The organism is Pseudomonas sp. KCJK9111 (genome assembly GCF_046231935.1).
In the GTDB taxonomy this organism is placed as follows: Bacteria; Pseudomonadota; Gammaproteobacteria; order Pseudomonadales; family Pseudomonadaceae; genus Aquipseudomonas; species Aquipseudomonas parafulva_B.
Genome location: NZ_JBJJMO010000007.1, coordinates 16,386 through 39,390, shown reverse-complemented (window position 1 = coordinate 39,390; position 23,005 = coordinate 16,386). Strand labels below are relative to the sequence as shown.

General features: G+C 62.6%; 20 protein-coding genes. 11 read left to right on the top strand and 9 right to left on the bottom strand.

Translation table 11 applies throughout. The annotated features are described in order from the left end of the window. Positions 1–93 precede the first annotated feature (93 nt). The 8 genes from ACK59L_RS04945 to ACK59L_RS04910 all read right to left on the bottom strand — a co-directional run bounded on the left by ACK59L_RS04945 (position 94) and on the right by ACK59L_RS04910 (position 9,940). Positions 94–2,016: a PrkA family serine protein kinase gene (locus tag ACK59L_RS04945; RefSeq protein WP_058603082.1), complete on the bottom strand. Its 1,923-nt coding sequence runs from the start codon at positions 2,014–2,016 to the stop codon at positions 94–96. A gap of 282 nt (positions 2,017–2,298) precedes the next feature. Next, positions 2,299–2,628 (bottom strand): thiosulfate sulfurtransferase GlpE, encoded by a 330-nt coding sequence (gene glpE / locus ACK59L_RS04940; protein ID WP_058603036.1) that lies wholly within the window; start codon positions 2,626–2,628, stop codon positions 2,299–2,301. After that, positions 2,625–3,509, bottom strand: coding sequence for a symmetrical bis(5'-nucleosyl)-tetraphosphatase (locus tag ACK59L_RS04935; protein WP_409272193.1), 885 nt, complete (start codon positions 3,507–3,509; stop codon positions 2,625–2,627). The genes glpE and ACK59L_RS04935 overlap by 4 nt, the downstream gene beginning before the upstream one ends. Next, complete coding sequence (gene apaG / locus ACK59L_RS04930) at positions 3,509–3,889, bottom strand: Co2+/Mg2+ efflux protein ApaG (protein ID WP_058603038.1); 381 nt, start codon at positions 3,887–3,889, stop codon at positions 3,509–3,511. Before apaG ends, ACK59L_RS04935 begins: the two co-directional genes overlap by 1 nt. A 160-nt stretch (positions 3,890–4,049) precedes the next feature. After that, positions 4,050–4,850, bottom strand: a complete 801-nt coding sequence (gene rsmA, locus ACK59L_RS04925) for a 16S rRNA (adenine(1518)-N(6)/adenine(1519)-N(6))-dimethyltransferase RsmA (RefSeq protein ID WP_078479218.1) — start codon at positions 4,848–4,850, stop codon at positions 4,050–4,052. Beyond that, complete coding sequence (gene pdxA, locus ACK59L_RS04920) at positions 4,847–5,836, bottom strand: 4-hydroxythreonine-4-phosphate dehydrogenase PdxA (protein ID WP_409272191.1); 990 nt, start codon at positions 5,834–5,836, stop codon at positions 4,847–4,849. Before pdxA ends, rsmA begins: the two co-directional genes overlap by 4 nt. Beyond that, positions 5,833–7,158, bottom strand: coding sequence for a peptidylprolyl isomerase SurA (surA, locus tag ACK59L_RS04915; RefSeq protein ID WP_088523757.1), 1,326 nt, complete (start codon positions 7,156–7,158; stop codon positions 5,833–5,835). Before surA ends, pdxA begins: the two co-directional genes overlap by 4 nt. Next, the gene (locus ACK59L_RS04910) at positions 7,133–9,940 is read right to left on the bottom strand and encodes an LPS-assembly protein LptD (protein WP_409272189.1); all 2,808 of its coding nucleotides are present in this window, start codon (positions 9,938–9,940) and stop codon (positions 7,133–7,135) included. Before ACK59L_RS04910 ends, surA begins: the two co-directional genes overlap by 26 nt. Before the next feature lie 130 nt (positions 9,941–10,070). Here ACK59L_RS04910 and ACK59L_RS04905 point away from each other — a divergent pair, with 130 nt between their 5' ends. From ACK59L_RS04905 to ACK59L_RS04895, 3 genes are read left to right on the top strand one after another with little or no spacing between them, the layout of a single operon-like run. After that, positions 10,071–11,090, top strand: coding sequence for an aminoglycoside phosphotransferase family protein (locus ACK59L_RS04905; protein ID WP_409272187.1), 1,020 nt, complete (start codon positions 10,071–10,073; stop codon positions 11,088–11,090). Further along, on the top strand, positions 11,087–11,758 hold the full coding sequence (gene murU / locus ACK59L_RS04900) for an N-acetylmuramate alpha-1-phosphate uridylyltransferase MurU (RefSeq protein WP_409272185.1): 672 nt from the start codon (positions 11,087–11,089) through the stop codon (positions 11,756–11,758). The genes ACK59L_RS04905 and murU overlap by 4 nt, the downstream gene beginning before the upstream one ends. Position 11,759: 1 nt before the next feature. Further along, on the top strand, positions 11,760–12,527 hold the full coding sequence (locus tag ACK59L_RS04895; protein WP_078479213.1) for a TerB family tellurite resistance protein: 768 nt from the start codon (positions 11,760–11,762) through the stop codon (positions 12,525–12,527). Positions 12,528–12,569: 42 nt separating this feature from the next. On the opposite strand, the gene ACK59L_RS04890 is transcribed toward ACK59L_RS04895, so the two are convergent. Continuing rightward, complete coding sequence (locus ACK59L_RS04890; protein ID WP_167338872.1) at positions 12,570–13,565, bottom strand: alpha/beta hydrolase family protein; 996 nt, start codon at positions 13,563–13,565, stop codon at positions 12,570–12,572. Between the two features lie 95 nt (positions 13,566–13,660). On the opposite strand from ACK59L_RS04890, the gene ACK59L_RS04885 reads away from it, so the two are divergent. From ACK59L_RS04885 to ACK59L_RS04850, 8 genes are all read left to right on the top strand, one after another. Continuing rightward, complete coding sequence (locus ACK59L_RS04885; protein WP_409272182.1) at positions 13,661–16,063, top strand: PAS domain S-box protein; 2,403 nt, start codon at positions 13,661–13,663, stop codon at positions 16,061–16,063. Further along, entirely contained in the window at positions 16,060–16,689 is a 630-nt protein-coding gene (locus ACK59L_RS04880) for a response regulator transcription factor (RefSeq protein WP_058603047.1), read from the top strand. Before ACK59L_RS04885 ends, ACK59L_RS04880 begins: the two co-directional genes overlap by 4 nt. A 303-nt stretch (positions 16,690–16,992) precedes the next feature. After that, positions 16,993–18,117: an ABC transporter ATP-binding protein gene (locus tag ACK59L_RS04875; protein ID WP_058603048.1), complete on the top strand. Its 1,125-nt coding sequence runs from the start codon at positions 16,993–16,995 to the stop codon at positions 18,115–18,117. A gap of 41 nt (positions 18,118–18,158) precedes the next feature. After that, positions 18,159–19,193, top strand: a complete 1,035-nt coding sequence (locus ACK59L_RS04870; RefSeq protein ID WP_196134840.1) for an ABC transporter substrate-binding protein — start codon at positions 18,159–18,161, stop codon at positions 19,191–19,193. 60 nt (positions 19,194–19,253) lie between these two features. Beyond that, positions 19,254–20,501, top strand: coding sequence for an ABC transporter permease (locus ACK59L_RS04865; protein WP_058639599.1), 1,248 nt, complete (start codon positions 19,254–19,256; stop codon positions 20,499–20,501). 11 nt (positions 20,502–20,512) lie between these two features. After that, entirely contained in the window at positions 20,513–21,340 is an 828-nt protein-coding gene (locus ACK59L_RS04860; RefSeq protein ID WP_058603051.1) for an ABC transporter permease, read from the top strand. Positions 21,341–21,494: 154 nt separating this feature from the next. Then, positions 21,495–22,169: a ribulose-phosphate 3-epimerase gene (gene rpe, locus ACK59L_RS04855; protein WP_058639616.1), complete on the top strand. Its 675-nt coding sequence runs from the start codon at positions 21,495–21,497 to the stop codon at positions 22,167–22,169. After that, positions 22,166–22,984 carry a phosphoglycolate phosphatase gene (locus ACK59L_RS04850; protein WP_058603052.1) on the top strand — a complete coding sequence of 273 codons (819 nt, stop codon included), beginning with the start codon at positions 22,166–22,168 and terminating at the stop codon, positions 22,982–22,984. The genes rpe and ACK59L_RS04850 overlap by 4 nt, the downstream gene beginning before the upstream one ends. Positions 22,985–23,005: the final 21 nt, after the last annotated feature.

Sequence of the window (23,005 nt, the reverse complement as noted above, 5' to 3'; positions counted from 1 at the left end):
CAAGAAAGAGCAGCCGCCGCAGCTGCGGGCACTGGCGCCGAAGGGGTGCACGGCGCCGGCCAGCGTGAAGCCTGCGGCTTGTCGCTTGCCGCTTTATTGCGATTTCCTGACCCGCAGGTACCATTCCGACAGCAGGCGTACCTGCTTGTCGGTGTAGCCACGCTCCACCATGCGCGTGACGAAGTCGTTGTGTTTCTGTTGATCCTCCTTGCTGGCCTTGGCGTTGAAGCTGATGACAGGCAGCAAGTCTTCGGTGTTGGAGAACATTTTCTTCTCGATCACCACCCGCAGCTTCTCGTAGCTGAGCCAGCTTGGGTTCTTGCCGTTGTTGTTGGCCCGGGCGCGCAGCACGAAGTTGACGATCTCGTTGCGGAAGTCTTTGGGGTTGCTGATACCCGCCGGTTTCTCGATCTTCTCCAGCTCTTCGTTCAGGGCGATGCGGTTGAGGATTTCGCCGGTTTCCGGATCGCGGTACTCCTGATCCTGGATCCAGAAGTCGGCGTACAGCACATAACGGTCGAAGATGTTCTGGCCGTACTCGCTGTAGGACTCCAGGTAAGCCGTCTGGATTTCCTTGCCGATAAACTCGATGTACCGAGGAGCCAGGTATTCCTTCAGGTAGCGCAGGTAGCGTTCGCGCACCTCGGCCGGGAATTGTTCCTGTTCGATCTGCTGTTCGAGCACGTACAGCAGGTGGACCGGGTTGGCCGCCACTTCGTGGGGGTCGAAGTTGAACACCTTGGACAGGATCTTGAAGGCGAAGCGGGTCGACAGGCCGTTCATGCCTTCATCGACGCCTGCCGAGTCGCGGTACTCCTGGATGGACTTGGCCTTGGGGTCGGTGTCTTTGAGGTTTTCGCCGTCGTACACCCGCATCTTCGAATAGATGTTGGAGTTGTCAGGCTCCTTGAGGCGCGAGAGGACGGTGAACTGGGCCAGCATTTTCAGCGTGTCCGGGGCGCAGTGGGCCTTGGACAGCGAGCTGTTGATCAGGAGCTTGTCGTAGATGCGGATCTCGTCGCTGACCCGCAGGCAGTAAGGCACCTTCACGATGTAGATACGGTCGATGAAAGCTTCGTTGTTCTTGTTGTTGCGGAAGGTGTGCCATTCGGACTCGTTGGAGTGCGCCAGCAGGATCCCGGAGTAGGGAATAGCGCCCAGGCCTTCGGTGCTGTTGTAGTTGCCTTCCTGGGTGGCCGTCAGCAGCGGGTGAAGCACCTTGATGGGCGCCTTGAACATCTCGACGAATTCCATCAGGCCTTGGTTGGCTCGGCAAAGTGCGCCCGAATAACTGTAGGCGTCGGCGTCGTTCTGCGGGAATTCTTCAAGCTTGCGGATATCCACCTTGCCCACGAGCGCAGAGATATCCTGGTTGTTCTCGTCGCCAGGCTCGGTCTTGGCGATGGCAATCTGGTTGAGGATGGAGGGGTAGAGCTTGACCACCTTGAACTTACTGATATCGCCGCCGAATTCCTGCAAGCGTTTGGTGGCCCACGGCGACATGATGGTGTTCAGGTAGCGCCGCGGGATGCCGTACTCTTCCTCGAGAATGGCCCCGTCTTCGGTGGCGTTGAACAACCCCAGCGGCGACTCGAAGACCGGCGACCCCTTGATGGCGTAGAAGGGCACCCGCTCCATGAGCTGTTTGAGCTTTTCGGCCAAGGAGGATTTACCGCCACCCACCGGGCCAAGCAGGTAAAGAATCTGTTTCTTCTCTTCCAGACCTTGGGCGGCATGGCGGAAGTACGACACGATCTGGTCGATGCACTCTTCCATGCCATGGAAGTCGGCAAAGGCCGGATAGCGCCGGATCACCTTGTTGGAAAAGATGCGCGACAGCCTGGAGTTGGTGGAGGTGTCGATCAGCTCTGGCTCACCGATGGCCAGTAACAGGCGCTCGGATGCCGATGCGTAGGCGCTACGATCCTCCTTGCACAGTTCCAGGTACTCCTGCAGCGAGAGTTCTTCCTGGCGCGTGGACTCGAAGCGTTGTTGGAAGTGGCTAAAAATACTCATGACGTCACCTCGCTCGATACGTTGAGACGACGCCGGATCAGTCAGCTGATGCTGGTATGCAAGCGGCATTGCCGGTTGCCATATACCCCCCAAACACCCTATAGCGCTACCGATGACCCGCACGCCGGTGTACCGGCTCTCCCCTTTTTCCGGATGGCCTGCGCTTAAGGATAGTTGGTAATCGGCAAGGTCAAGGGCACGGGTGACGGAAGTTGCTAGCGACCGTTCGTCAGAACGGACTCAAGCCCGCGCATGGCGCGGGCTGCAGTGACGATGAAAAATTTATTCTTCAATGCCTTGGGCGGTTTCGGCAGGGTAGGTCGAGCGCCATAGCTCGAAGCCACCATCGACGCTGTACACGTCGGAAAAGCCTTGCCCTACCAGGTAGGCAGCCGCGCTTTGGCTCGAATTACCGTGGTAGCAGACGACCAGCGTCGGTGCGTCCAGGTCGGCATTGCGAATGAAGTCGGCAACCGAGTGGTTGTCCAGGTGGCGGGCTCCGGTGATGTGACCTGCTGCGTAGGCCTGCGGGTCACGAATGTCGACCACGACGGCACCTTGCGCACGCAGGGCCAGGGCCTGTTCGGGAGGGATGCGCTTGAATTCGCTCATGGAGTTGGCTCTGTTCCGGGTTGATCGTTTAAGGTTGGAATTGGTGCCGCAGGGCGCAGGGTGCCGTCATCGGCACAATCGCAGTGGTGGTACTGACCGTCATCGACGTTGTACAGGGTCATGGATCCACCCCATACGCAGCCTGTGTCCAGCGCGATGACTCCGGGTTCCTCGACCTGGCCCTGCAAGGCGGCCCAGTGCCCGAAGATGATCTTCACGTGACGCGAACGCCGACCTTTGTGGGCGAACCAGGGCTTGTACCCTTTGGGGGCGCTGTCCAGCCCTTCCTTGCTCTTGAATTCGAGTTTGCCTTCTGCGGTGCAGAAGCGCATGCGCGTCAGGTAATTGGTAATGACCCTCAGGCGTTCGATACCCGCCAGACGCTTGCTCCACTTGGCGGGCTCGTTGCCGTACATACCGTCCAGATACAGCGGCAGACGGCTGTCATCGCGCAGTACTTCTTCGACTTCGGCAGCCAGCTCCAGAGCTTTGCCCAGTGTCCATTGCGGTGGAATGCCCGCGTGTACCAAGGCGATGCCGCGCGGTTCATCGTAATGCAGCAGCTTTTGCTGGCGCAGCCAGTCGAGCAGCTGGTCGGCGTCAGGGGCCTCGATGATTTCGCGCAACGTGTCGCTCTTCTTGAGGCGTTCGACGTTGCGCCAGGCCGCAAGCAGGTGCAGGTCATGGTTGCCCAGCACGCAGGTGAGCGACTGGCGAATCGAATACAGATAGCGCAGCGTCTCGAGCGACTCGGGGCCACGGTTCACCAGGTCGCCGACCAGCCACAACTTGTCCACCGCCGGGTCGAAGCGCACACGTTCAAGCAGGCATTTGAGCGGCTGCAGGCATCCTTGCAAGTCACCGACGGCGTACGTGGCCATCAGTGCAGCGCCCCAGGTACTGCCAGGCGGAACGGCGCGATCTGTGCGTCGAAGCGCTTGCCGTCCTCGGCAAACATTTCGTAGCTGCCCTGCATGGTCCCCACGCGGGTGGTGATGACGGCGCCGCTGCTGTAGGTATGGCTCTGGCCCGGCTCGATCGTAGGTTGTTGACCGACCACGCCAGAGCCTTGCACTTCTTCAACCTCGCCATCACCGTTGGTGATCAGCCAGTGCCGGGACAGCAGCCTGGCCTTGAGCGAGCCATTGTTATGGATCGTGATGGTGTAGGCGAAAGCGAAGCGGCTGCTCTCGGGGTCGGATTGCTCTTTGAGGTAACGGGTCACGACGCTGACGTCGATCTGATAGCGAGGGTCGGTCATGCAAGGGCCTTGGGGAACTGACGCAATGATGCAGTCTAGGCCATAGGGAGGGGAGAGGGCCAGCGGCGCGATGGCAGGCTGGCCCGGCAAGCAAGCCCCAAGCATCGGGGCGGCGATCAGCTTGCAGGTGCTGACTGCGGTCAGCGGGGCAGGGGGCCGGTCAGGCCGGTTGATCAGCCAACTGGTCGGCCAGGCGCACGAAAGCCGCCAGATCCAGCTGCTCGGGGCGCAGGCTGCCATCCACGCCAGCGGCCTCGATGGCGGCGCTGTCGAGCAAGCCTTTGAGGGTATTACGCAACGTCTTACGACGCTGGTTGAACGCATCGCGAACCACCCGCTCAAGCAACTGCGGGTCCTTGGCCGGGTGAGGCAGCACATCGTGCGGCACCAGCCGGACGATGGCTGAGTCCACTTTCGGCGGCGGGTTGAAGGCGCCGGGGCCTACGTTGAACAAGTGTTCGACGCGGCAGTGATACTGGACCATGATCGACAGCCGACCCCAATCACCGCCCCCAGGCCCTGCGGCCATGCGCTCGACCACTTCCTTCTGCAGCATGAAGTGCATGTCCCGGATCAGGCCGGCGTGGCTGAGCAGGTGGAAGATCAAAGGTGTAGAGATGTTGTAGGGCAGGTTGCCCACCACCTTGAGGCTACGTGCCGGTACGCCGAGCTGGTTGAAGTCGAACTTCAGGGCGTCACCTTGGTGCAGGCGGAAATTGCCATTGCCTGCAAACTTGTGTTGCAGGATCGGCACCAGGTCCTTGTCCAGCTCCACCACATCCAGTTGCGCGCCGCTGCTCAGCAAGCCTTCGGTCAATGCGCCCTGGCCCGGGCCGATTTCAAGCAAGTGTTCGCCTGGCTTGGCATTGATGGCGCGCAGGATGCGGTCGATGATGCCTGCATCGTGCAGGAAGTTCTGCCCGAAACGCTTGCGCGCCCGGTGTTGGTATTGCTCGTTCATGGTCGGTTCTCGGCCATCTGGTAGGCGGTGTCCAAGGCAACGCGCAGGCTGCCGGTATCGACTTTGCCGGTGCCGGCCAGGTCCAAGGCCGTGCCATGATCAACCGAGGTACGGATGATCGGCAGGCCCAGCGTGACATTGACCGCAGCGCCGAAGCCCTTGTACTTGAGTACGGGAAGCCCTTGGTCGTGGTACATCGCCAGCACCGCGTCGCAGTGCTCCAGATATTTGGGGGTAAACAGGGTATCGGCCGGCAGTGGCCCGCGCAGGTCCATGCCTTCGGCACGCAGGCGGGTCAGGGTAGGCTCGATGATGTCGATTTCCTCGCGGCCCAGGTGGCCACCTTCTCCCGCATGGGGGTTCAGGCCGCATACCAGGATGCGAGGGTTGGCGATGCCGAATTTATCGCGCATGTCGGTGTGCAGAATGCGTGTCACGCGCTCGATGCGCTCGGCAGTAATGGCCTCGGCGATGTCACGCAGGGGCAGGTGGGTGGTGACCAGGGCGACGCGCAGGCCATGGGTAGCCAGCATCATCACCACTTGGGCGGTATGGGTCAGCTCAGCGAGAAACTCGGTATGCCCCGAAAAAGGAATACCGCTTTCGTTGATAACGCCCTTGTGCACGGGCGCTGTGATCATGCCGTCGAAATCGCCGTCCAGGCAGCCTTGTCCGGCACGGGTCAAGGTCTGCAGCACGAACGGCGCATTGGCCTTGTCCAGCTGACCGGCGACCACTGGGGCAGACAGCGGCGTGTCCCACACATACAGGCTGCCAGCGGGTGCCGGTTGACTCGGCCATTGCCCTGGCACGACAGCCAGCAAGGTGATGTCCAGCCCCAGCTGGGTGGCCCGCTCGGCGAGCAGGTCACGGCTGGAGATGGCAATCAGGGGGTGGGGCTGGGCGTCGGCGGCGAGCAGCAGGCATAGGTCAGGACCTATCCCCGCTGGCTCGCCGGGTGTGACGGCGAAGCGCAGGGGCTTCACTGAGCGGCCTGGTCAGCGCCAGGCAGCTTGATTTCAACGTAGGCTTCGTCGCGAATCTGGCGCAGCCAGGTTTGCAGCTCTTCGTCGTACTTGCGGTTGCGCAGCACGCTCAGGGCTTGCTGTTCACGGGCCTGTTCGGTGCTGTCAGTGGCGCGGCGGCCCAGCACTTCCATCACATGCCAGCCATATTGGGTCTTGAACGGCTTGGTCACCACGCCTTGCTGGGCGTTGGCCATCTGCTCGCGGAACTCCGGCACCAGGGTGTTCGGGTCTACCCAATTGAGGTCGCCGCCGTTGAGCGCCGAGCCCGGATCTTCCGAGAAGCTCTTGGCCAGGGTGGCAAAGTCTTCACCATTTTCGATGCGCTCGTAGATCTTTTCAGCCAGTTGTTGGGTGGCGGCTTCGCTGCGCACTTCACTTGGCTTGATCAGGATGTGGCGTACGTGCACCTCGTCGCGCAGCACGTTCTCGCTGCCACCACGCTTCTCCTCGAGTTTGAGGATGATGAAGCCGTTGGGGATGCGAATGGGCTGGGTGATCTCACCCACCGGCATGCTGCTCAGCATCTTGGCAAAGTCTGGGGGCAGTTGACCGGCTTTGCGCCAGCCCATCTCGCCGCCCTCGAGCGCGTTCTCGCTGGCCGAGTTGGCGATTGCCATCTGACCGAAGTCCGCGCCTTGCTTGAGCTGCTGGTAGACATCGCCCACTTTGCGCGCAGCCTTCTGGATGTCGCTGGAGTTGGCCGCTTCCGGCGTTGGGATCAGGATGTTGGCCAGACGGTATTCTTCGGACATCTGCATCTTGCCCATGTCCGAATTCAGGAAGTTCTTCACTTCCTGCTCTGACACCTGGATGCGCTCTGCCACCCGGCGTTGGCGCACGCGGCTGATGATCATCTCGCGCTTGACCTGCTCGCGAGCATCGTCGAACGACAGGCCGTCATGGGCCAGGGCCGCGCGGAACTGGTCGATGGACATGCCGTTGCGCTGGGCAATGGTGCCGATCGCTTGGTTCAGCTCCTCATCGGTAATGCGGATGCCCGAGCGCTCGCCGATCTGCAGCTGCAGGTTTTCGACGATCAGGCGTTCCAGCACCTGCTGCTGCAGGGCGCCGCTTGGCGGCACGCTGCCGCCGCGCTTGGCGATGGTCTGCTGAACTTCACGCACGCGCTGGTCCAATTGGCTTTGCATGACCACGTCGTTGTCGACGATGGCCACCACCCGATCAAGCGGTTGCACCGCGGCATGCACCGCGCCACTCAGCAAAGCGACGCCCAGCAGTACTGGGCGCAGTCGATCAATAAGCTTGTTCTTCACGTTCACGGTAACCTTGAATGCCTTGGCCGAGGAAGGATTCGACCTTGTTGCCAACGACGCCGCCGAGGCCCTTGAGAACGACCTGCAGGAATACGCCATGGTCGCCTTTTTCGTTCTGCGGCAGTGCCTGGCTGTAGTCGTCGAAGTCGAGCCAGTAACGGTTGATCAAGCGCAGCTTCCAGCAGCAGTTGTCGTACTCGAAACCGCCCATGGCTTCCAGGGTGCGGTTGCGGTTGTAGTCATGCTGCCAGCGAGCGATGACGCTCCACTGCGGGACGATCGGCCAGATGACCGAGAAGTCGTGCTGCTGGATCTTGTAGTAGTCCTTGATGTAGTTCGGGCTACCTGGGGTGCCGTAGTCGCCACCGTCCACTTTCCAGCGACCCGTGCTGGAATCGAAGGCGACCGTGTCGTTTCGGTAGCGATAGCCCAGGTTGACGATCTTGTTCGGATTGGCCTCAGGCTGGTAGTGGAACATGGCGCTGGCCGAGCGAGTGCTGTGGCTGTCCTGGTCCCAGTTGAAATCCGAATTGAAGCGCCAATCGCGGTTGAAGTAGTAGTTGTACACCAACGCGTAAGGCGAAGTGTCGGACTGGGCATAGCTGCGGTTCTTGTAATCGATACCCGGCAGCTGAACCTTGCGGTCCTTGAAGTAGTACGCCTGGCCGATGCTGAAGTTCTGACGCTCGAAGCCGTCGTCTTCGATCCAGCGAGTGGTGACACCCAGCGAGAGCTTGTTCTCGTCGCCAATGCGGTCCGAACCGCTGAAACGGTTGTCGCGGAACAGCGAGTCGTAGCTGAACAGGGTTTCGCTGGTATCGAACAGCGGAATGTCTTTCTGGTCCTTGTAGGGGACATAGAGGTAGAACAGGCGCGGCTCGAGTGTTTGCTTGTAGTTCGTACCGAACAGTGAAGTGTTGCGATCGAAATACAGGCCGCTGTCTACGCTGAAGATCGGGACGTCGCGGCTTTGGCTGCTCTTGAAGTCACCTTCGAGCGCAACGCGGCTCGGGTCTTCGATAAGGTTGCGTTTGCCTTCGCTGTCTAGATCCAAGTCGTACTTGGTGTATGCATACTTGAGCTTGGGGGTGAGGTAACCGTAGCTGGCCGTCATCGGCAGGCTGATGGACGGTGCCACGTTCAAGCGCGTGCCGTTGGCGCGCGCCACGCCGAAGATATTCTGATCCAGACGGCGGCCAGGGAACCCTGCAGACAGATCTGGGTTGCCATCCTTGTCGCGGACGAAGTCGCTCTTAAGGTCACGATCGAAACGTACCGCTTCGGTTTCGTAGCCCATGGTCAAGCCGCCCGGTTGATACGGCAGCACACCGTTGAGGGTGATCTGCGGCAGGCGGTCGTAAGGCGTGATCTGCGAGATGGTCGCCGCCTCGTAGGCATGCACGTTCAACCGCGCGGTGTAGCTGTCGCCGCGGTAGGTCAGGGCACCCTGCTGGTCGAGGAAGTCCTTGTTCTCGACGCCGATCTGGTCCGACTCCAGGTCCTGGAAGTAGAACGGATCGCTGATGTCGGTGTAGTTCACCTCGGTCATCAGGCGCTCGTTCAGGCCACCCTTGTGCTGCCAGTTGACCATGTAGCGCTGGTCTTTGTAGTCGGTCTGGTCCTTGCGCTCGTCGCTCTTGTCGTTGAGGTAGGCGCCGCCGAACTGGCCTTCGCTCGAAGGCGTCAGGTAGCGGAACTCGCCTTCCATCAACAGGCCACGCTTGGTCATGTAGCGCGGGTACAAGGTGGCGTCGTAGTTGGGCGCCAGGTTGAAGTAGTACGGGGTCACCAGCATGAAGCCGGTGTCGCTGCTGGTGCTGAACGACGGCGGCAGGAAGCCGGACTGGCGGCGGTCGTCGATCGGGAAGTAGATGTACGGTGTGTAGAACACCGGGAAATCCTTGACCCGCAGCGTGACGTTGGTGGCGGTGCCGAACCCGGTGGCCGGGTTGAGGGTGATGTTGTTGCCCTTGAGCTGCCAGGCGTTGCTGCCCGGTTCGCAGGTGGTGTACGTACCGTCCTTGAGGCGGATGATGGCGTTCTCACCGCGCTTGGCGTACAGGGCACTGCCGCGAATGTGCGACTTGTGCATCACGTATTCGGCGTTGTCGACCTGGGCTTCGCCGGTGTCGAGCTGGATCTGCGCCTGGTCACCGACGACCAGCGAGCCGTTGTCGCGGATCTTGACGTTGCCCTTGAGCTCGCCACGGTTCTCGGCCTGGTACAGGTTGGCCTCGTCGGCCTGGGCCTGCATGCTGCCCTGGCGCATGACCACGTCACCGGCCAGGGTCGCAATCTGCTGCTCCTGCTGGTACTTGGATACCTTAGCGTTGATGTAGGTCGGCGACTCGTCCTTGGGCGTGGTGTCAGCCATGCCGGGGCGTAGCGGCTCGACATAGGCACCGCCGCAGTACGGGCCGGTTTCGGCCAGTTGCGCGGCGGTCAGCTTGTCACGTGGGACCCAGTCCAGGTGGCTGTAGTCCTCGCTGCGCGACTTCAGCCCACGGCCCTTGGCCTCGGTGACCAGCACCGGCCGGTCGGCCTCGGCTTCGCCAGCCGCTTCGGTGCCGGTACCGCCAGCAGCGGCGGCACCCTCGTGCACCGGGCGCGGTGGCAGGTTGGTGACGGCGGTTTTGGGCTTGCAGTCCCAACCACCGGAGGCGGACACTTGGCAGTCGAATTGTTCGGCTGCCATGACGTGCGACATGGCCAGAGGTTGCAGGGCCAGCAGACTGCCGGTGACGAGCAACGGAAACTTTCTACGAAACGCGGGGGATTTCAATGCCATCTTATTAGTCCGGGCTTCCTGCGTGCCATCTGCCCGCGTGTGGGGCCGCACGCCTCTCGATGGTCTGAAAAAGATGCTGGATAATAAAGCATGACCCGCTTGACGGCTAGGGCCGTCGGAGACCCTTGTAATGCCTGAACACGATGTACGCCTGCAGCAACTGTCCGCGTGGCTCGACCAGCAACTCCAAGACCTTTTCCTGCGCCAGGCCTGGGGCCCGGTGCCGGCCGGCAGCCTGACGCCTGCCAGCAGCGATGCGAGCTTTCGCCGTTATTTTCGCTGGGAGGGCGCAGGGCACAGTTTCGTGATCATGGATGCACCGCCGCCACAGGAAGATTGCCGACCGTTCGTCGCCATCGATCACCTGCTGGCCAGTGGCGGTGTGCATGTGCCCGTGATTCATGCCCAGGACCTTGAGCGCGGTTTCCTGTTACTGGGCGACCTGGGCCGCCAGACCTACCTGGACGTCATCGACGCCGACAATGCCGATGCCCTGTTCGCCGATGCCATTGATGCCTTGCTGGCCTTGCAAGCGCTGCCCATGGACGCACCGTTGCCCCGCTATGACGAGGCACTGCTGCGCCGGGAAGTGGAACTGTTCCCCCAGTGGTACGTGAAGCATGCGCTTGGCCTGGCGTTCGACGAGGCCCAGGCGGCAGCGTGGCAGCGGTCCAGCCAGTTGCTGATCGACAGCGCCCTGGCCCAGCCGCAGGTGCTGGTACACCGCGACTACATGCCGCGCAACCTGATGCAGAGCGCCCCTAACCCCGGTGTGCTGGATTTCCAGGATGCCGTTTACGGCCCGGTCACCTACGACATCACCTGCCTGTTCAAGGATGCATTTCTCAGTTGGCCGCAAGCGAGGGTCGAAGGTTGGCTGCGCGATTACTGGCACAAGGCCAAGGCCACAGGCGTACCGGTGCAGGGCACGTTCGAAGCCTTCCAGCGTGCCAGCGACCTGATGGGCGTACAGCGCCACCTCAAGGTGATCGGTATCTTTGCCCGCATCTGCCACCGTGACGGCAAACCCCGTTATCTGGCCGACGTACCGCGCTTCTTCGCCTATATAGAAGAAGTGATCGGCCGGCGGCCGGAGCTTGCCGAGCTGGGCGAGCTGATTGCTGGCCTGCAAGCGGGAGCGCGTGCATGAAGGCGATGATTCTGGCAGCAGGCAAAGGCGAGCGCATGCGCCCGCTGACCCTGCACACGCCCAAGCCGCTGATACCGCTGGCGGGGCGCCCGCTGATCGAATACCACCTGATGGCCCTTGCCGCGACAGGGGTCACCGACGTCGTGATCAACCACGCCTGGCTGGGTCAGCAGATCGAGGACCACTTGGGCGATGGCAGCCGTTACGGCTTGCGTATTGCCTATTCCCCGGAAGGCGAACCGCTGGAGACCGGAGGCGGTATCTTCAAGGCCTTGCCTTTGCTGGGAGATGCGCCGTTCCTGTTGATCAACGGTGACATCTGGACCGATTACGATTTCTCGCGTTTGCAGGCGCCGCTGCAAGGGCAGGCCCACCTGGTGCTGGTGGACAACCCCGGCCATCACGGCCAAGGCGACTTTCGCCTGGCCGGTACCCAAGTGGTCGATGGGGACGGTGCAGCCGGTACGTTGACCTTCAGCGGTATTTCGGTGCTGCATCCGGCGTTGTTCGAAGGCTGCAAACCCGGCGCCTTCAAGTTGGCGCCCTTGCTGCGCCAGGCCATGGCCAGCGGCCAGGTGAGCGGTGAGCATTTTGCCGGGCACTGGGTCGACGTGGGCACCGTCGAGCGCCTGGCCGAGGCCGAGCGTCTGCTGGGCGAGCACCGCTGAGATGTGGTGGCCAGGCACGTTGATCGGGGCTGGAGCAGGGTTTGCCATCGCCAGTATTCCTGGTGCCCTGCTCGGTGCGCTGGCGGGGCAGATGATGGACCGTCACCTGCGCCTGCAAGGCTGGGACGATGTGCGCGAGCGTTTGGGCGGGCGTCCGGCGCCAAGGGACGAAGAGTTGCTGTTCGTGCTGCTCGGGCGCCTGGCCAAGAGCGATGGGCGTGTGGTCGAGCAGCATATCCAGCAGGCTCGGCAAGAAATGGCCCGGCTGAACCTGGATGAAGCGGCCAGGTTGCGGGCAATCGATGCCTTCAATCGGGGCAAGGGTGGCAAGGAGCGGTTGGGCAGCTATCTGCGCCGGATCCGCCAGCAGCCCCATGGGGCGGAAGGCACCTTGCGCGCCAGCTGGCGCATGGTCTGGGCCGACGGCAAGATGGGCAACAAGGAGCGGGAGCTGCTGCTGGACTGGGGGCACAAACTGGGCATGAGCCGGCGCCAGGTGCAGGCCATGTCCCAGGAGTACGAACCTCGTCGAACGGCTGGCATGGCAGGGGTCGGCATGACCTATGCGGCCGCGATGCGCCTGCTTGGCGTGGACACCGACACCGAGGGCGCGCTTGTCAAACAGGCTTATCGGCGACTGGTCAGTCGTCACCACCCGGACAAGCTGGCCGGCACCGGCGCCAGCGAGGCGCAGCTACGCGAAGCCACCGAGCGAACCCGCGAACTGCACCAGGCTTACGCGCTGATCCGTAAGCGCCGCGATTTCTAGCCGGGACCGAGCGCCGGCAGAGATCCTGCCCTGCCCGCACCATCAGGGCTGCATCCAGCCCCGCACGCGACGAAACAACTGTTCCTGGTCGGCGGCCTGATTGCCCGGCATGGCGATCAGGGACAGCTGGCGGTATTGACTGTCTTTCTGCCGCTTGCTGGCCTGCAGGCGCTGCATGGCAGCGTTGCGATCAGCGCTGCGGGTCACGTAGTAGATGTCGGCCGTGGGCACTTTCAGGGTGGGCGTCAGGCTCTCCAGGTCATGCTCGACACGCGCCGGTGTCTGGGCGGCAACCATGACCAGCTTCTGCACCTCTGGCGGCTGTTTTTCGCTCAGGTAACGGGCTGCCCAGTAGGCGCCACTGCCATGGCCGATCAGCACGATGCTGCGGGCATTGTGTTGCTGGGCGAACGCGACGGCGGCGTCCAGGCGGGCGAAAATGCGCTCGGCATCGGCGGGGTCGGCCTGCTGGCTGGCAGCTTCGGCATCGGTCCCTTGTGCCGCTTCGGGCTCGGCAGCGGTGGCTTGCGCCACATTGGCGTTGGCGTCGGCAGGTTCGTCCTTGGCAGGCGCCGTTTGCCCATCGGCCTGAACAGGCGCCGTGGCAGGCTTGGCCTGCACACGCGCCAATGGGCTGTCGAGCAGCAGGTCAGGCAGGCTTACGCTCAGGCTGTGCCAGCCCACATCCGGGAATTTCTGGCGCAGGGGCCCCACGGCGTTGGGCCAGTCGGCCGTTTCGCCGGCCCCTGGCACGATGATCACCGCGCCCTGCGGGTCGCTGTCGTTGGCGGGTTTCCACAACGCCAGGAAGCTGTCGGCACCGGCTTGCAGGGTCTGCTGTTCGGCCTTGGGCACGCGGCGTTCGAGTGCCTGGGCGTCCTCCTGGCTGCGCTCGATCAGGGGCGGGCGCGAGGGCGTAGCTTCTGCTGCAGGCGGTGTCTCGGGCGGGGTAGCCGGTGCGTCGTCAGCCAGCGCCGCCACAGGAAGGAGCGAGACCAGGCAGCACATTGCCAGCGTCGTGCGATAGAGTGTGAACATGTCTCAACCCAAAGCCAGAATGATTCCGGCAGCGTAATGGTATTTGCCCGTTACGGCCACGGTCGATGGCCGCCCCTGTGTGGACGAACGTGTAGATGAAGCGAGTGCATCGCCTGTTGATGATCGGCTGCCTGTGGCTGCCGCTGATGGTCATGGCAAGGCCTGAGACGTTGCCTGGCGTCACACTGGAGCCGACGCAGCAACAATGGCTCGAGACCCATCGCAGCTTGCGCGTGGGGTTGGTATTGCAAGCCCCCTATGCCCAGTTCGACCGGCGCCTGCAGCAGCTGTACGGGGCTAACGTGGAGCTGGTGAGCAGCTTGGCCAAAGTGCTGCATCTGGACCTTACGTGGCGCCATTATCCAGACCAGGCCAATCTCGAAAGGGCCTTGCAAGCAGGGGAGATCGACTTCGCGCCAGGTTTGACCCAGACGCCGGCCACCTTGCGCCTATGGTTATTCAGCGATCCCTACATGCGCGTGCCGCAGTTGATCGTGGGCCCCCGCAACGCGGCGCTGGGCGTTGAGCTGGAAAAACTGGACGCCGCCCAGCGCGTGGCCGTGCGCATGCCCGGGGTTCTGGCCAATTACCTGCGCGCCAACTACGGCAACCTGAACCTGCAGGGCGTACCGAACGACCGTGAGGCCCTGCAACTGGTGGTCGGAGGGCAGGCCAGCTACGCCGTCATGGACGAGGCCCAACTCAGTCGTCTGTCCCGTGAAAGCGAGTTCAGCGAACTGGCGGTGGTGGGGGATATCGGCCTGCCGCAGCTGCTGCGCATGGGTTCTCGGCCAGACTGGCCACTGTTGGCCGAGGTGCTGGAGCGTGGTTTGCAGGCACTGCCGGCCAAAGAACTGGAACAGCTGCATCAGCGCTGGTTGCAGCCCAGGTATCCCAGGATCAGCGAGTCGCCGGGGTTCTGGCAAAACCTGGCCTTGTTACTGGGGCTGTTGCTGATCTGCGCGTTGATCACCCTGGTATGGCAGCGCCGCCAGCAGAGCCAGCTGGAGCGCAGTCTGTTGGCCACCCGTGAGCGACTGGTAGAGCGGCATGCGCGCGATGAAGCCTCGCGCCTGAGCCAGTTCGCCATTGACCAGAGCACCGTGGGTATTCTCTGGGTCAACTGGGACAGCCATGTGCGCTATGCCAACCCGGCCGCCGAGCGCATGCTGGGCTATGGCGAAGGCGCCTTGCTGGAAAAGCCGTTGGGGGACTTCGAGCCCTCGTTGAGCATGGAACGCTGGCTGGAACTGTGGAAAGGTGCGCGTTCAGGCGACAGCGGTGTGGGGCAGTTCGAAACCAGATGCCTGCGCGCTGACGGTCGTCTGCTGCCGGTGGAGCTGTCTTTGAGTTTCCTGCGGTTTCGCGATGCGGAATACCTGGTGGTGTATCTGGCCGATGTCACCGAGCGCCATCGCGCCACGGCTGCCTTGCGCGAAAGCGAGGCACGGCTGAAGGGGATCGCTGGCAACGTACCAGGGCTGGTGTTTCGCCTGGAACGAGACCCCGCTGAGGGTGGACTTGAATTTCCCTATGTCAGCGAGGGAAGTGAAGCATTGGTGGGCTATACGCCTGGCGAGATCCAGCACCCACGGATGGGGCTGCGCAACCTGGTACATCCCGACGACCGCGCCGACTATCACCGGGTGCAAGACCTGGCGCTGGCCAATGAGCAGGACTGGGCCTGGCAGGGGCGCATCCTTACGCGTCAGGGCGAGCAACGCTGGGCCGATATCAAGGCCAGCACCCGGCGCCTGGGCAACGGCCAGCTGGTCTGGGACGGGGTGGTCTGGGACATCACCCAGGGCAAGCGCGCCGAGCGGGCCCTAGCCCGTTCCCAAGAGCAGCTGCGCGAACTCTCGGCGCACCTTGAAAGCGTGCGCGAGGAGGAAAAAGCCCGAATCGCCCGCGAGGTGCACGATGAGCTGGGCCAGATGCTGACCGTACTCAAGCTTGAAGTATCCATGTGCGAACTGGCCTTTGCCGAACTGGACCCCGGCCTCAATGAGCGGCTGACCACCATGAAGCGTCTGATCAGCCAGTTGTTTCAGCTGGTACGCGATGTCGCCACGGCGCTGCGCCCGCCCATTCTGGATGCCGGGATTGCCTCGGCCATCGAGTGGCAAGCCCGGCGCTTCGAGGCGCGCACCCAGATTCCTTGCCTGGTGCAGGTTCCTGACCATCTGCCGGCGTTGAGCGACGCCCGGGCAACGGGCCTTTTCCGTATCCTTCAGGAAGCACTCACCAATGTGATGCGCCACGCCCAGGCGCACAGCGTGGAAATCGAGCTGGTGCGCGAGGCCGGGCAGTTGCGCATGACGGTCAGTGACGACGGGCAGGGTTTCTGCCCAGACCAGCCGCGCCCCAGCTCGTTTGGCCTGGTCGGGATGCGCGAGCGGGTATTGATGATGGGCGGCAGCATGGTGCTGCACAGTGAGCCCGGCGACGGCACGCGCTTGAGCGTAGCCATTGCCCTGGAGCAGGAGGAGCGAACGTGATTCGAGTGCTGGTGGCCGAGGACCACACCATTGTCCGGGAAGGGATCAAGCAGTTGATCGGGCTGGCCAAGGACATGCAGGTGGTAGGGGAAGCCGCAAACGGCGAGCAGTTGCTCGACAGCCTGCGGCACACCCGGTGCGACGTGGTGCTGCTGGATATTTCGATGCCGGGCGTGAGTGGACTGGAAGCGATCCCGCGCATCCGTGCCCTGCACGATGCGCCTGCGATCCTGATGCTGTCGATGCATGACGAGGCGCAGATGGCAGCCCGCGCCCTGAAGGCCGGGGCGGCCGGGTACGCGACCAAGGACAGCGACCCGGCATTATTGCTGGCGGCGATACGCCGGGTAGCCGGTGGTGGGCGTTACATCGATCCGGCGCTGGCAGACCGCATGGTGTTCGAAGTGGGCCTGACCGAATCCAGGCCTTTGCACACCTTGCTGTCGGAACGGGAGTTTTCGGTGTTCGAACGCCTGGCCCAGGGCGCCAACGTCAATGACATCGCCCAGCAACTGGCGTTGTCGAGCAAGACCATCAGCACCCACAAGGCGCGCCTGATGCAGAAGCTGAAGGTGAATTCGCTGGCCGAGCTGGTCAAGTATGCGATGGAGCACAAGCTGATCTGATTGCGACATTCACGGCCGCGCCATCGCTGCCGTGACCCGGTGCCTAGACGAAGGCTGCCAGCCTGTATCTTCCGCCGCCCGCAGCGCCGCTGCCTGCATAGGCGCGGTCTTGCGCTCAAGGGCTGGCGGTCAAGCACCTGGAACTGTGTGGGCCTGTGTTCTGAAAGCGCCATGCTTGTAGGGCGTGCCCTACAACAAATCTTCCATCCGGACGATGGCATTCTCTCTGGGCGCCCGATTTGCGGGGGGATGCGGCTCTTCTACGCTTTGCCCCACGCAGTCATCCAACAATAAGGTGCAGGCATGAGCGAGGCGAAGTCGAACGCTGCCACCGGCGAAACGCTGGTCAGCTTCCGTGGTGTGCAGAAGAGCTACGACGGCGAGTCGCTGATCGTCAAGAACCTCAACCTCGACATCCGCAAGGGCGAGTTCCTCACCCTGCTGGGGCCTTCCGGGTCCGGCAAGACCACCAGCCTGATGATGCTCGCTGGCTTCGAGACCCCTACCGCCGGGGAAATCCAGCTGGCCGGTCGCTCCATCAACAACGTACCCCCGCACAAGCGCGATATCGGCATGGTGTTCCAGAACTACGCCTTGTTCCCGCACATGACCGTGGCCGAGAACCTCGCGTTTCCCCTGACCGTGCGCAACCTGAGCAAGACCGATATCAGCGAGCGGGTCAAACGGGTATTGAACATGGTTCAGCTCGACAGCTTCGCCAAGCGCTACCCGGGCCAATTGTCCGGTGGGCAGCAACAGCGCGTGGCCTTGGCGCGGGCGTTGGTGTTCGAGCCGCAACTGGTGTTGATGGACGAGCCACTGGGCGCGCTGGACAAGCAACTGCGTGAACACATGCAGATGGAGATCAAGCACATCCACCAGCGCCTGGGCGTGACCGTGGTGTACGTGACCCACGATCAGGGCGAAGCGCTGACCATGTCCGATCGGGTGGCGGTGTTCCACCAGGGGGAGATTCAGCAGATCGCCGATCCACGCACCCTGTATGAAGCACCCAGCAACACGTTCGTCGCCAACTTCATTGGTGAGAACAACCGGCTCAACGGCACCTTGCTCACCCATGACGGTAACCGCTGTCAGGTGCAGTTGGCGCGCGGCGAGCGGGTCGAGGCCTTGGCTGTAAACGTGGGCCGGCCAGGCGAAGCGGTGACCCTGTCGATCCGTCCGGAGCGGGTACGGCTCAATGGCCACAGCGAGCACTGCGCCAACCGCTTTTCCGGCCGTGTGGCCGAGTTCATCTACCTGGGCGACCACGTGCGCGTTCGTCTGGAGGTGTGTGGCAAGGCCGACTTCTTCGTCAAGCAGCCCATCGCCGAACTCGACCCGGCCCTGGCCGTGGGCGATGTGGTGCCACTGGGTTGGGAGGTAGAACACGCCCGTGCACTGGATCCGATCACCGAAGCCCATTGATGGTTTGCAGCACCAACCCTGAACTGTGGAGAGAATAATAAATGCGCAAGCAGTTGAAACTGACCGCCCTGGCCCTTGGGCTGTTCGCCGCTGGCCAGAGCATGGCTGCGGACCTGACCGTGGTGTCGTTCGGCGGCGCCAACAAGGCCGCCCAGGTAAAGGCGTTTTACGAGCCGTGGGAAAAGGCCGGCAAGGGCAAGATCGTCGCCGGTGAGTACAACGGTGAAATGGCCAAGGTCAAGGCCATGGTCGACACCAAGAGTGTCTCCTGGAACCTGGTCGAGGTGGAATCACCCGAACTGGCCCGAGGCTGCGACGAGGGCATGTTCGAAGAGCTCGACCCTGCGCTGTTCGGCAACGAGGCCGACTACGTGCCAGGTGCGATCCAGCCTTGTGGTGTCGGCTTCTTCGTCTGGTCGACGGTGCTGGCCTACAACGCCGACAAGCTCAAGACCGCCCCGAGCAGCTGGGCCGATTTCTGGGACACCGAGAAATTCCCAGGCAAGCGCGGCCTGCGCAAAGGCGCCAAGTACACCCTGGAATTCGCCTTGATGGCCGATGGTGTGGCGCCCAAGGAAGTGTACAAGGTGCTGGGTACCAAAGAAGGCGTGGACCGCGCCTTCAAGAAGCTCGACCAGCTCAAACCGAGCATTCAGTGGTGGGAAGCCGGCGCCCAGCCGCCGCAGTACCTGGCCTCGGGCGACGTGGTCATGAGTTCGGCGTACAACGGGCGCATCGCTGCCGTGCAGAAGGAGAGCAATCTGAAGGTGGTGTGGAACGGCGGCATCTATGACTTCGACGCCTGGGCCATTCCCAAGGGCGCCAAGAACAGCGACGAGGCGAAGAAATTCATCGCCTTCAGCGTGCAGCCTGAACAGCAGAAGGTGTATTCCGAAAACATCGCCTATGGCCCGGCCAACAGCAAGGCGGTCGACCTGCTGTCCGAAGAGGTCAAGAAAGACATGCCGACCACGCCTGAGAACATCGCCAATCAGGTGCAGATCGACGTGGCCTTCTGGGCGGACAACAGCGAGCAGCTGGAGCAACGTTTCAACGCCTGGGCGGCGAAGAAGTAAACGTCCAGTGCAAGGGGCCGCGCGGCGGCCCCTCTTTCAGTGTGTATCGTGGAGTTCGCCATGGCCATTGCAGTGCCCCTCAACGAAGGCGCCGGTCCCAATCTCAAACAGCGCCTTAAACACGCCGAGCGGGTCAACCGCTGGAAGGCCCAGGCGCTGATCGCGCCCCTGGCGCTGTTTCTGCTGCTGGTGTTTCTGGTGCCGATCGCAGCCTTGTTGTACAAGAGCGTCGGTAACCCGGAAGTGGTCGCCGGCTTGCCGCGCACGGTCGATATCATCACCCAGTGGGATGGCAAGGGCCTGCCTGGCGAGGACGTCTACAAGGCGTTGAGCCAGGACTTGGCCGAATCGCGCAAGAACCAGACCCTGGGTGACCTGTCCAAGCGCTTGAACATGGAGCTGGCCGGCTACCGCAGCCTGTTGGCCAAGACCGCACGGGCGCTGCCCTTCAAGGCCGAGCCTGTCTCCTACAAGGACGGCTTGCAGGCGCTGGACGAGCGCTGGGGCGACCCTGCCTATTGGCAGGCGATTCGCCGCAATACCAGTACCCTGACACCTTTCTATCTGTTGGCGTCGCTGGACCACCGTATCGACGACCTGGGCGAACTGGCCAAGGCCACGCCGGACCAAGCCATCTACCTGGATATTTTCACCCGCACCCTGTGGATGGGCGTGGTGATCACCGCCATCTGCCTGGTGCTGGCCTATCCGCTGGCTTACCTGCTGGCCAACCTGCCGACACGCCAGAGCAACCTGTTGATGATCCTGGTCCTGCTGCCGTTCTGGACCTCGATCCTGGTAAGGGTGGCCGCGTGGATCGTGCTGCTGCAGTCCGGAGGGTTGATCAACAGTGCGCTGATGGCCATGGGCATCATCGATCAGCCGCTGGAGCTGGTCTTCAACCGTACCGGCGTGTACATCTCGATGGTGCACATCCTGCTGCCCTTCATGATCCTGCCGTTGTACAGCGTGATGAAAGGCATTTCCCCGAGCTACATGCGCGCTGCCATTTCCCTGGGCTGCCATCCGTTCGCCAGCTTCTGGCGAGTGTACTTCCCGCAGACCTATGCCGGGGTAGGTGCCGGGTGCTTGCTGGTATTCATTCTGGCCATCGGCTACTACATCACGCCTGCGCTGCTTGGCAGCCCGAACGACCAGATGGTCAGTTATTTCGTGGCGTTCTACACCAACACCAGCATCAACTGGGGCATGGCCACCGCGCTGGGCGGTCTGCTGCTGCTGGCCACCGTGCTGCTGTACCTGATCTATAGCTGGCTGGTCGGCGCCAGCCGCCTGCGCCTGAGCTGAGGAGCCTTGTCATGCTGAGCCCTTACATGTCGCCCATCGAGCGGGTCTGGTTCTACAGCCTGCGTATTCTCTGTGGCCTGATATTGCTGTTTCTGATCCTGCCGGTGCTGGTGATCGTGCCCCTGTCGTTCAACAGCGGCAGCTTCCTGGTCTACCCGCTGCAAGGCTTCTCGCTGCAGTGGTACCAGGACTTCTTCGGCTCGGCCGAATGGATGCGGGCCTTGAAGAACAGCATCATCGTCGCCCCGGCGGCGACCGTGCTGGCCATGGTCTTCGGGACGCTGGCGGCCATCGGGCTGACCCGCGGTGATTTCCCCGGCAAGTCCCTGGTAATGGCCTTGGTGATATCACCGATGGTGGTGCCGGTGGTGATCATCGGCGTGGCCAGCTACCTGTTCTTCGCGCCCTTGGGCCTTGGCAACAGCTTCACCTCGCTGATTCTGGTGCACGCGGTGTTGGGTGTGCCGTTCGTGATCATCACCGTGTCGGCGACGCTGCAAGGCTTCAACTACAACCTGGTGCGCGCGGCTGCCAGCCTGGGTGCTTCGCCGCTGCTGGCGTTCCGCAAGGTGACTTTGCCGTTGATCGCGCCCGGCGTGATTTCCGGGGCGTTGTTTGCCTTCGCCACATCCTTCGACGAGGTGGTGGTGACCTTGTTTCTGGCCGGACCAGAGCAGGCGACCCTGCCACGGCAGATGTTCAGTGGCATTCGCGAGAACCTGAGCCCGACCATTGCGGCTGCGGCGACCCTGCTGATCGGTTTTTCGGTGGTGCTGCTGCTGACCCTGGAATGGCTACGGGGGCGCAGCGAGAAACTGCGCACCCAGCAGCCGGCCTGACAGCGCTGTCTGTGCTGGCTTGTCAGCCCGTGTGGCGACAGACAAGCCAGCGCCTGTTGCAACCGCTGCTCGACCTGCGTTGATACCAATCAGCCTTCACCGCTTTGCCTGAGTTACAATGCGCGCCACCGTGATTCTGCCCAACAGGTGCGCCATGCAGCCCTACGCTATTGCCCCCTCCATTCTTTCCGCCGACTTCGCCCGCCTGGGCCAGGAGGTCGACAATGTCCTGGCCGCAGGCGCCGATATCGTCCACTTCGACGTGATGGACAACCACTACGTCCCCAACCTGACCATCGGCCCCATGGTCTGCTCTGCGCTGCGCAAGTACGGCGTGACCGCGCCGATCGACGTGCACCTGATGGTCAGCCCCGTGGACCGCATCATCGGCGACTTCATCGAGGCCGGCGCCACCTACATCACCTTCCACCCGGAAGCGACCCAGCACATCGACCGTTCGTTGCAACTGATCAAGGACGGCGGCTGCAAGGCCGGTCTGGTGTTCAACCCGGCCACCAGCCTGGACGTCCTGAAATACGTGATGGACAAGGTCGACATGGTGCTGCTGATGAGCGTCAACCCAGGCTTCGGTGGCCAGAAGTTCATTCCGGGCACGCTCGACAAGCTGCGTGAGGCGCGCGCGCTGATCGATGCCAGCGGCCGCGACATTCGTCTGGAAATCGACGGTGGTGTGAACGTGAAGAACATCCGTGAGATCGCCGCCGCCGGTGCCGATACCTTCGTGGCCGGGTCGGCGATCTTCAACGCCCCCGACTACCAGCAGGTCATCGCCCAGATGCGCAGCGAACTGGCACAGGCGCGCCCATGAGCGGCTTCGAGCAGCTGTTCCCAGGAGCGCTGCCCAGGCTGGTGATGTTCGATCTGGATGGCACTTTGGTCGACTCCGTCCCGGACCTGGCCGCAGCGGTGGACCGCATGCTGCTCGAACTCGGCCGACCCGCCGCTGGCCTCGATGCCGTGCGCCAGTGGGTGGGCAATGGCGCGCAGGTGCTGGTACGCCGTGCTCTGGCGGATGATATCGATCACGCCGGGGTGGACGATGCCCTGGCCGAACAGGCCTTGGCGCTGTTCATGGACGCCTACGCCGAAAGCCACGACCTGACAGTCGTGTATCCAGGCGTGCAGGACACCTTGCGCTGGCTGCGCAAGCGCGGTGTGGAAATGGCCTTGATCACCAATAAGCCGGAGCGCTTCGTGGGGCCTTTGCTGGACCAGATGAAGCTGGGCAGCTATTTCCGCTGGATCATCGGCGGAGACACCCTGGCTCAGAAGAAGCCGGACCCAGCGGCGTTGCTGTTCGTGATGCAGATGGCCGGCGTAACCCCGCAGCAAGCGTTGTTCGTCGGCGATTCGCGCAGCGACGTGCTGGCTGCGAAGGCAGCCGGCGTGCAATGCGTCGGGCTGACCTATGGCTACAACCACGGGCGGCCCATCGAAGAGGAATCGCCCAGCCTTGTGATCGATGACCTGCGGGCTTTGTTGCCCGGTTGCGTAGACCCTGCCACTGGGATAACGTTGGCGGACCTTCAAGCCTCAGACCAAAAAGGGTCCAACGTGGCGGTTACCGGCAAATTCTGGATGAAAGTCATCAAGGCCCTGGCCCGATGGCGTTGGCGCGCCTGACGCCTGCCTGCCGGCGTATGC

What these genes read in the sequence shown, in the direction of transcription:
- ACK59L_RS04945 (WP_058603082.1), bottom strand. Translation starts at nt 2,016, where the DNA reads ATGAGTATTTTTAGCCACTTCCAACAACGCTTCGAGTCCACGCGCCAG.
- glpE (WP_058603036.1), bottom strand. Translation starts at nt 2,628, where the DNA reads ATGAGCGAATTCAAGCGCATCCCTCCCGAACAGGCCCTGGCCCTGCGT.
- ACK59L_RS04935 (WP_409272193.1), bottom strand. Translation starts at nt 3,509, where the DNA reads ATGGCCACGTACGCCGTCGGTGACTTGCAAGGATGCCTGCAGCCGCTC.
- apaG (WP_058603038.1), bottom strand. Translation starts at nt 3,889, where the DNA reads ATGACCGACCCTCGCTATCAGATCGACGTCAGCGTCGTGACCCGTTAC.
- rsmA (WP_078479218.1), bottom strand. Translation starts at nt 4,850, where the DNA reads ATGAACGAGCAATACCAACACCGGGCGCGCAAGCGTTTCGGGCAGAAC.
- ACK59L_RS04910 (WP_409272189.1), bottom strand. Translation starts at nt 9,940, where the DNA reads ATGGCATTGAAATCCCCCGCGTTTCGTAGAAAGTTTCCGTTGCTCGTC.
- ACK59L_RS04905 (WP_409272187.1), top strand. Translation starts at nt 10,071, where the DNA reads ATGCCTGAACACGATGTACGCCTGCAGCAACTGTCCGCGTGGCTCGAC.
- murU (WP_409272185.1), top strand. Translation starts at nt 11,087, where the DNA reads ATGAAGGCGATGATTCTGGCAGCAGGCAAAGGCGAGCGCATGCGCCCG.
- ACK59L_RS04895 (WP_078479213.1), top strand. Translation starts at nt 11,760, where the DNA reads ATGTGGTGGCCAGGCACGTTGATCGGGGCTGGAGCAGGGTTTGCCATC.
- ACK59L_RS04890 (WP_167338872.1), bottom strand. Translation starts at nt 13,565, where the DNA reads ATGTTCACACTCTATCGCACGACGCTGGCAATGTGCTGCCTGGTCTCG.
- ACK59L_RS04885 (WP_409272182.1), top strand. Translation starts at nt 13,661, where the DNA reads ATGAAGCGAGTGCATCGCCTGTTGATGATCGGCTGCCTGTGGCTGCCG.
- ACK59L_RS04875 (WP_058603048.1), top strand. Translation starts at nt 16,993, where the DNA reads ATGAGCGAGGCGAAGTCGAACGCTGCCACCGGCGAAACGCTGGTCAGC.
- ACK59L_RS04870 (WP_196134840.1), top strand. Translation starts at nt 18,159, where the DNA reads ATGCGCAAGCAGTTGAAACTGACCGCCCTGGCCCTTGGGCTGTTCGCC.
- ACK59L_RS04865 (WP_058639599.1), top strand. Translation starts at nt 19,254, where the DNA reads ATGGCCATTGCAGTGCCCCTCAACGAAGGCGCCGGTCCCAATCTCAAA.
- ACK59L_RS04860 (WP_058603051.1), top strand. Translation starts at nt 20,513, where the DNA reads ATGCTGAGCCCTTACATGTCGCCCATCGAGCGGGTCTGGTTCTACAGC.
- rpe (WP_058639616.1), top strand. Translation starts at nt 21,495, where the DNA reads ATGCAGCCCTACGCTATTGCCCCCTCCATTCTTTCCGCCGACTTCGCC.
- ACK59L_RS04850 (WP_058603052.1), top strand. Translation starts at nt 22,166, where the DNA reads ATGAGCGGCTTCGAGCAGCTGTTCCCAGGAGCGCTGCCCAGGCTGGTG.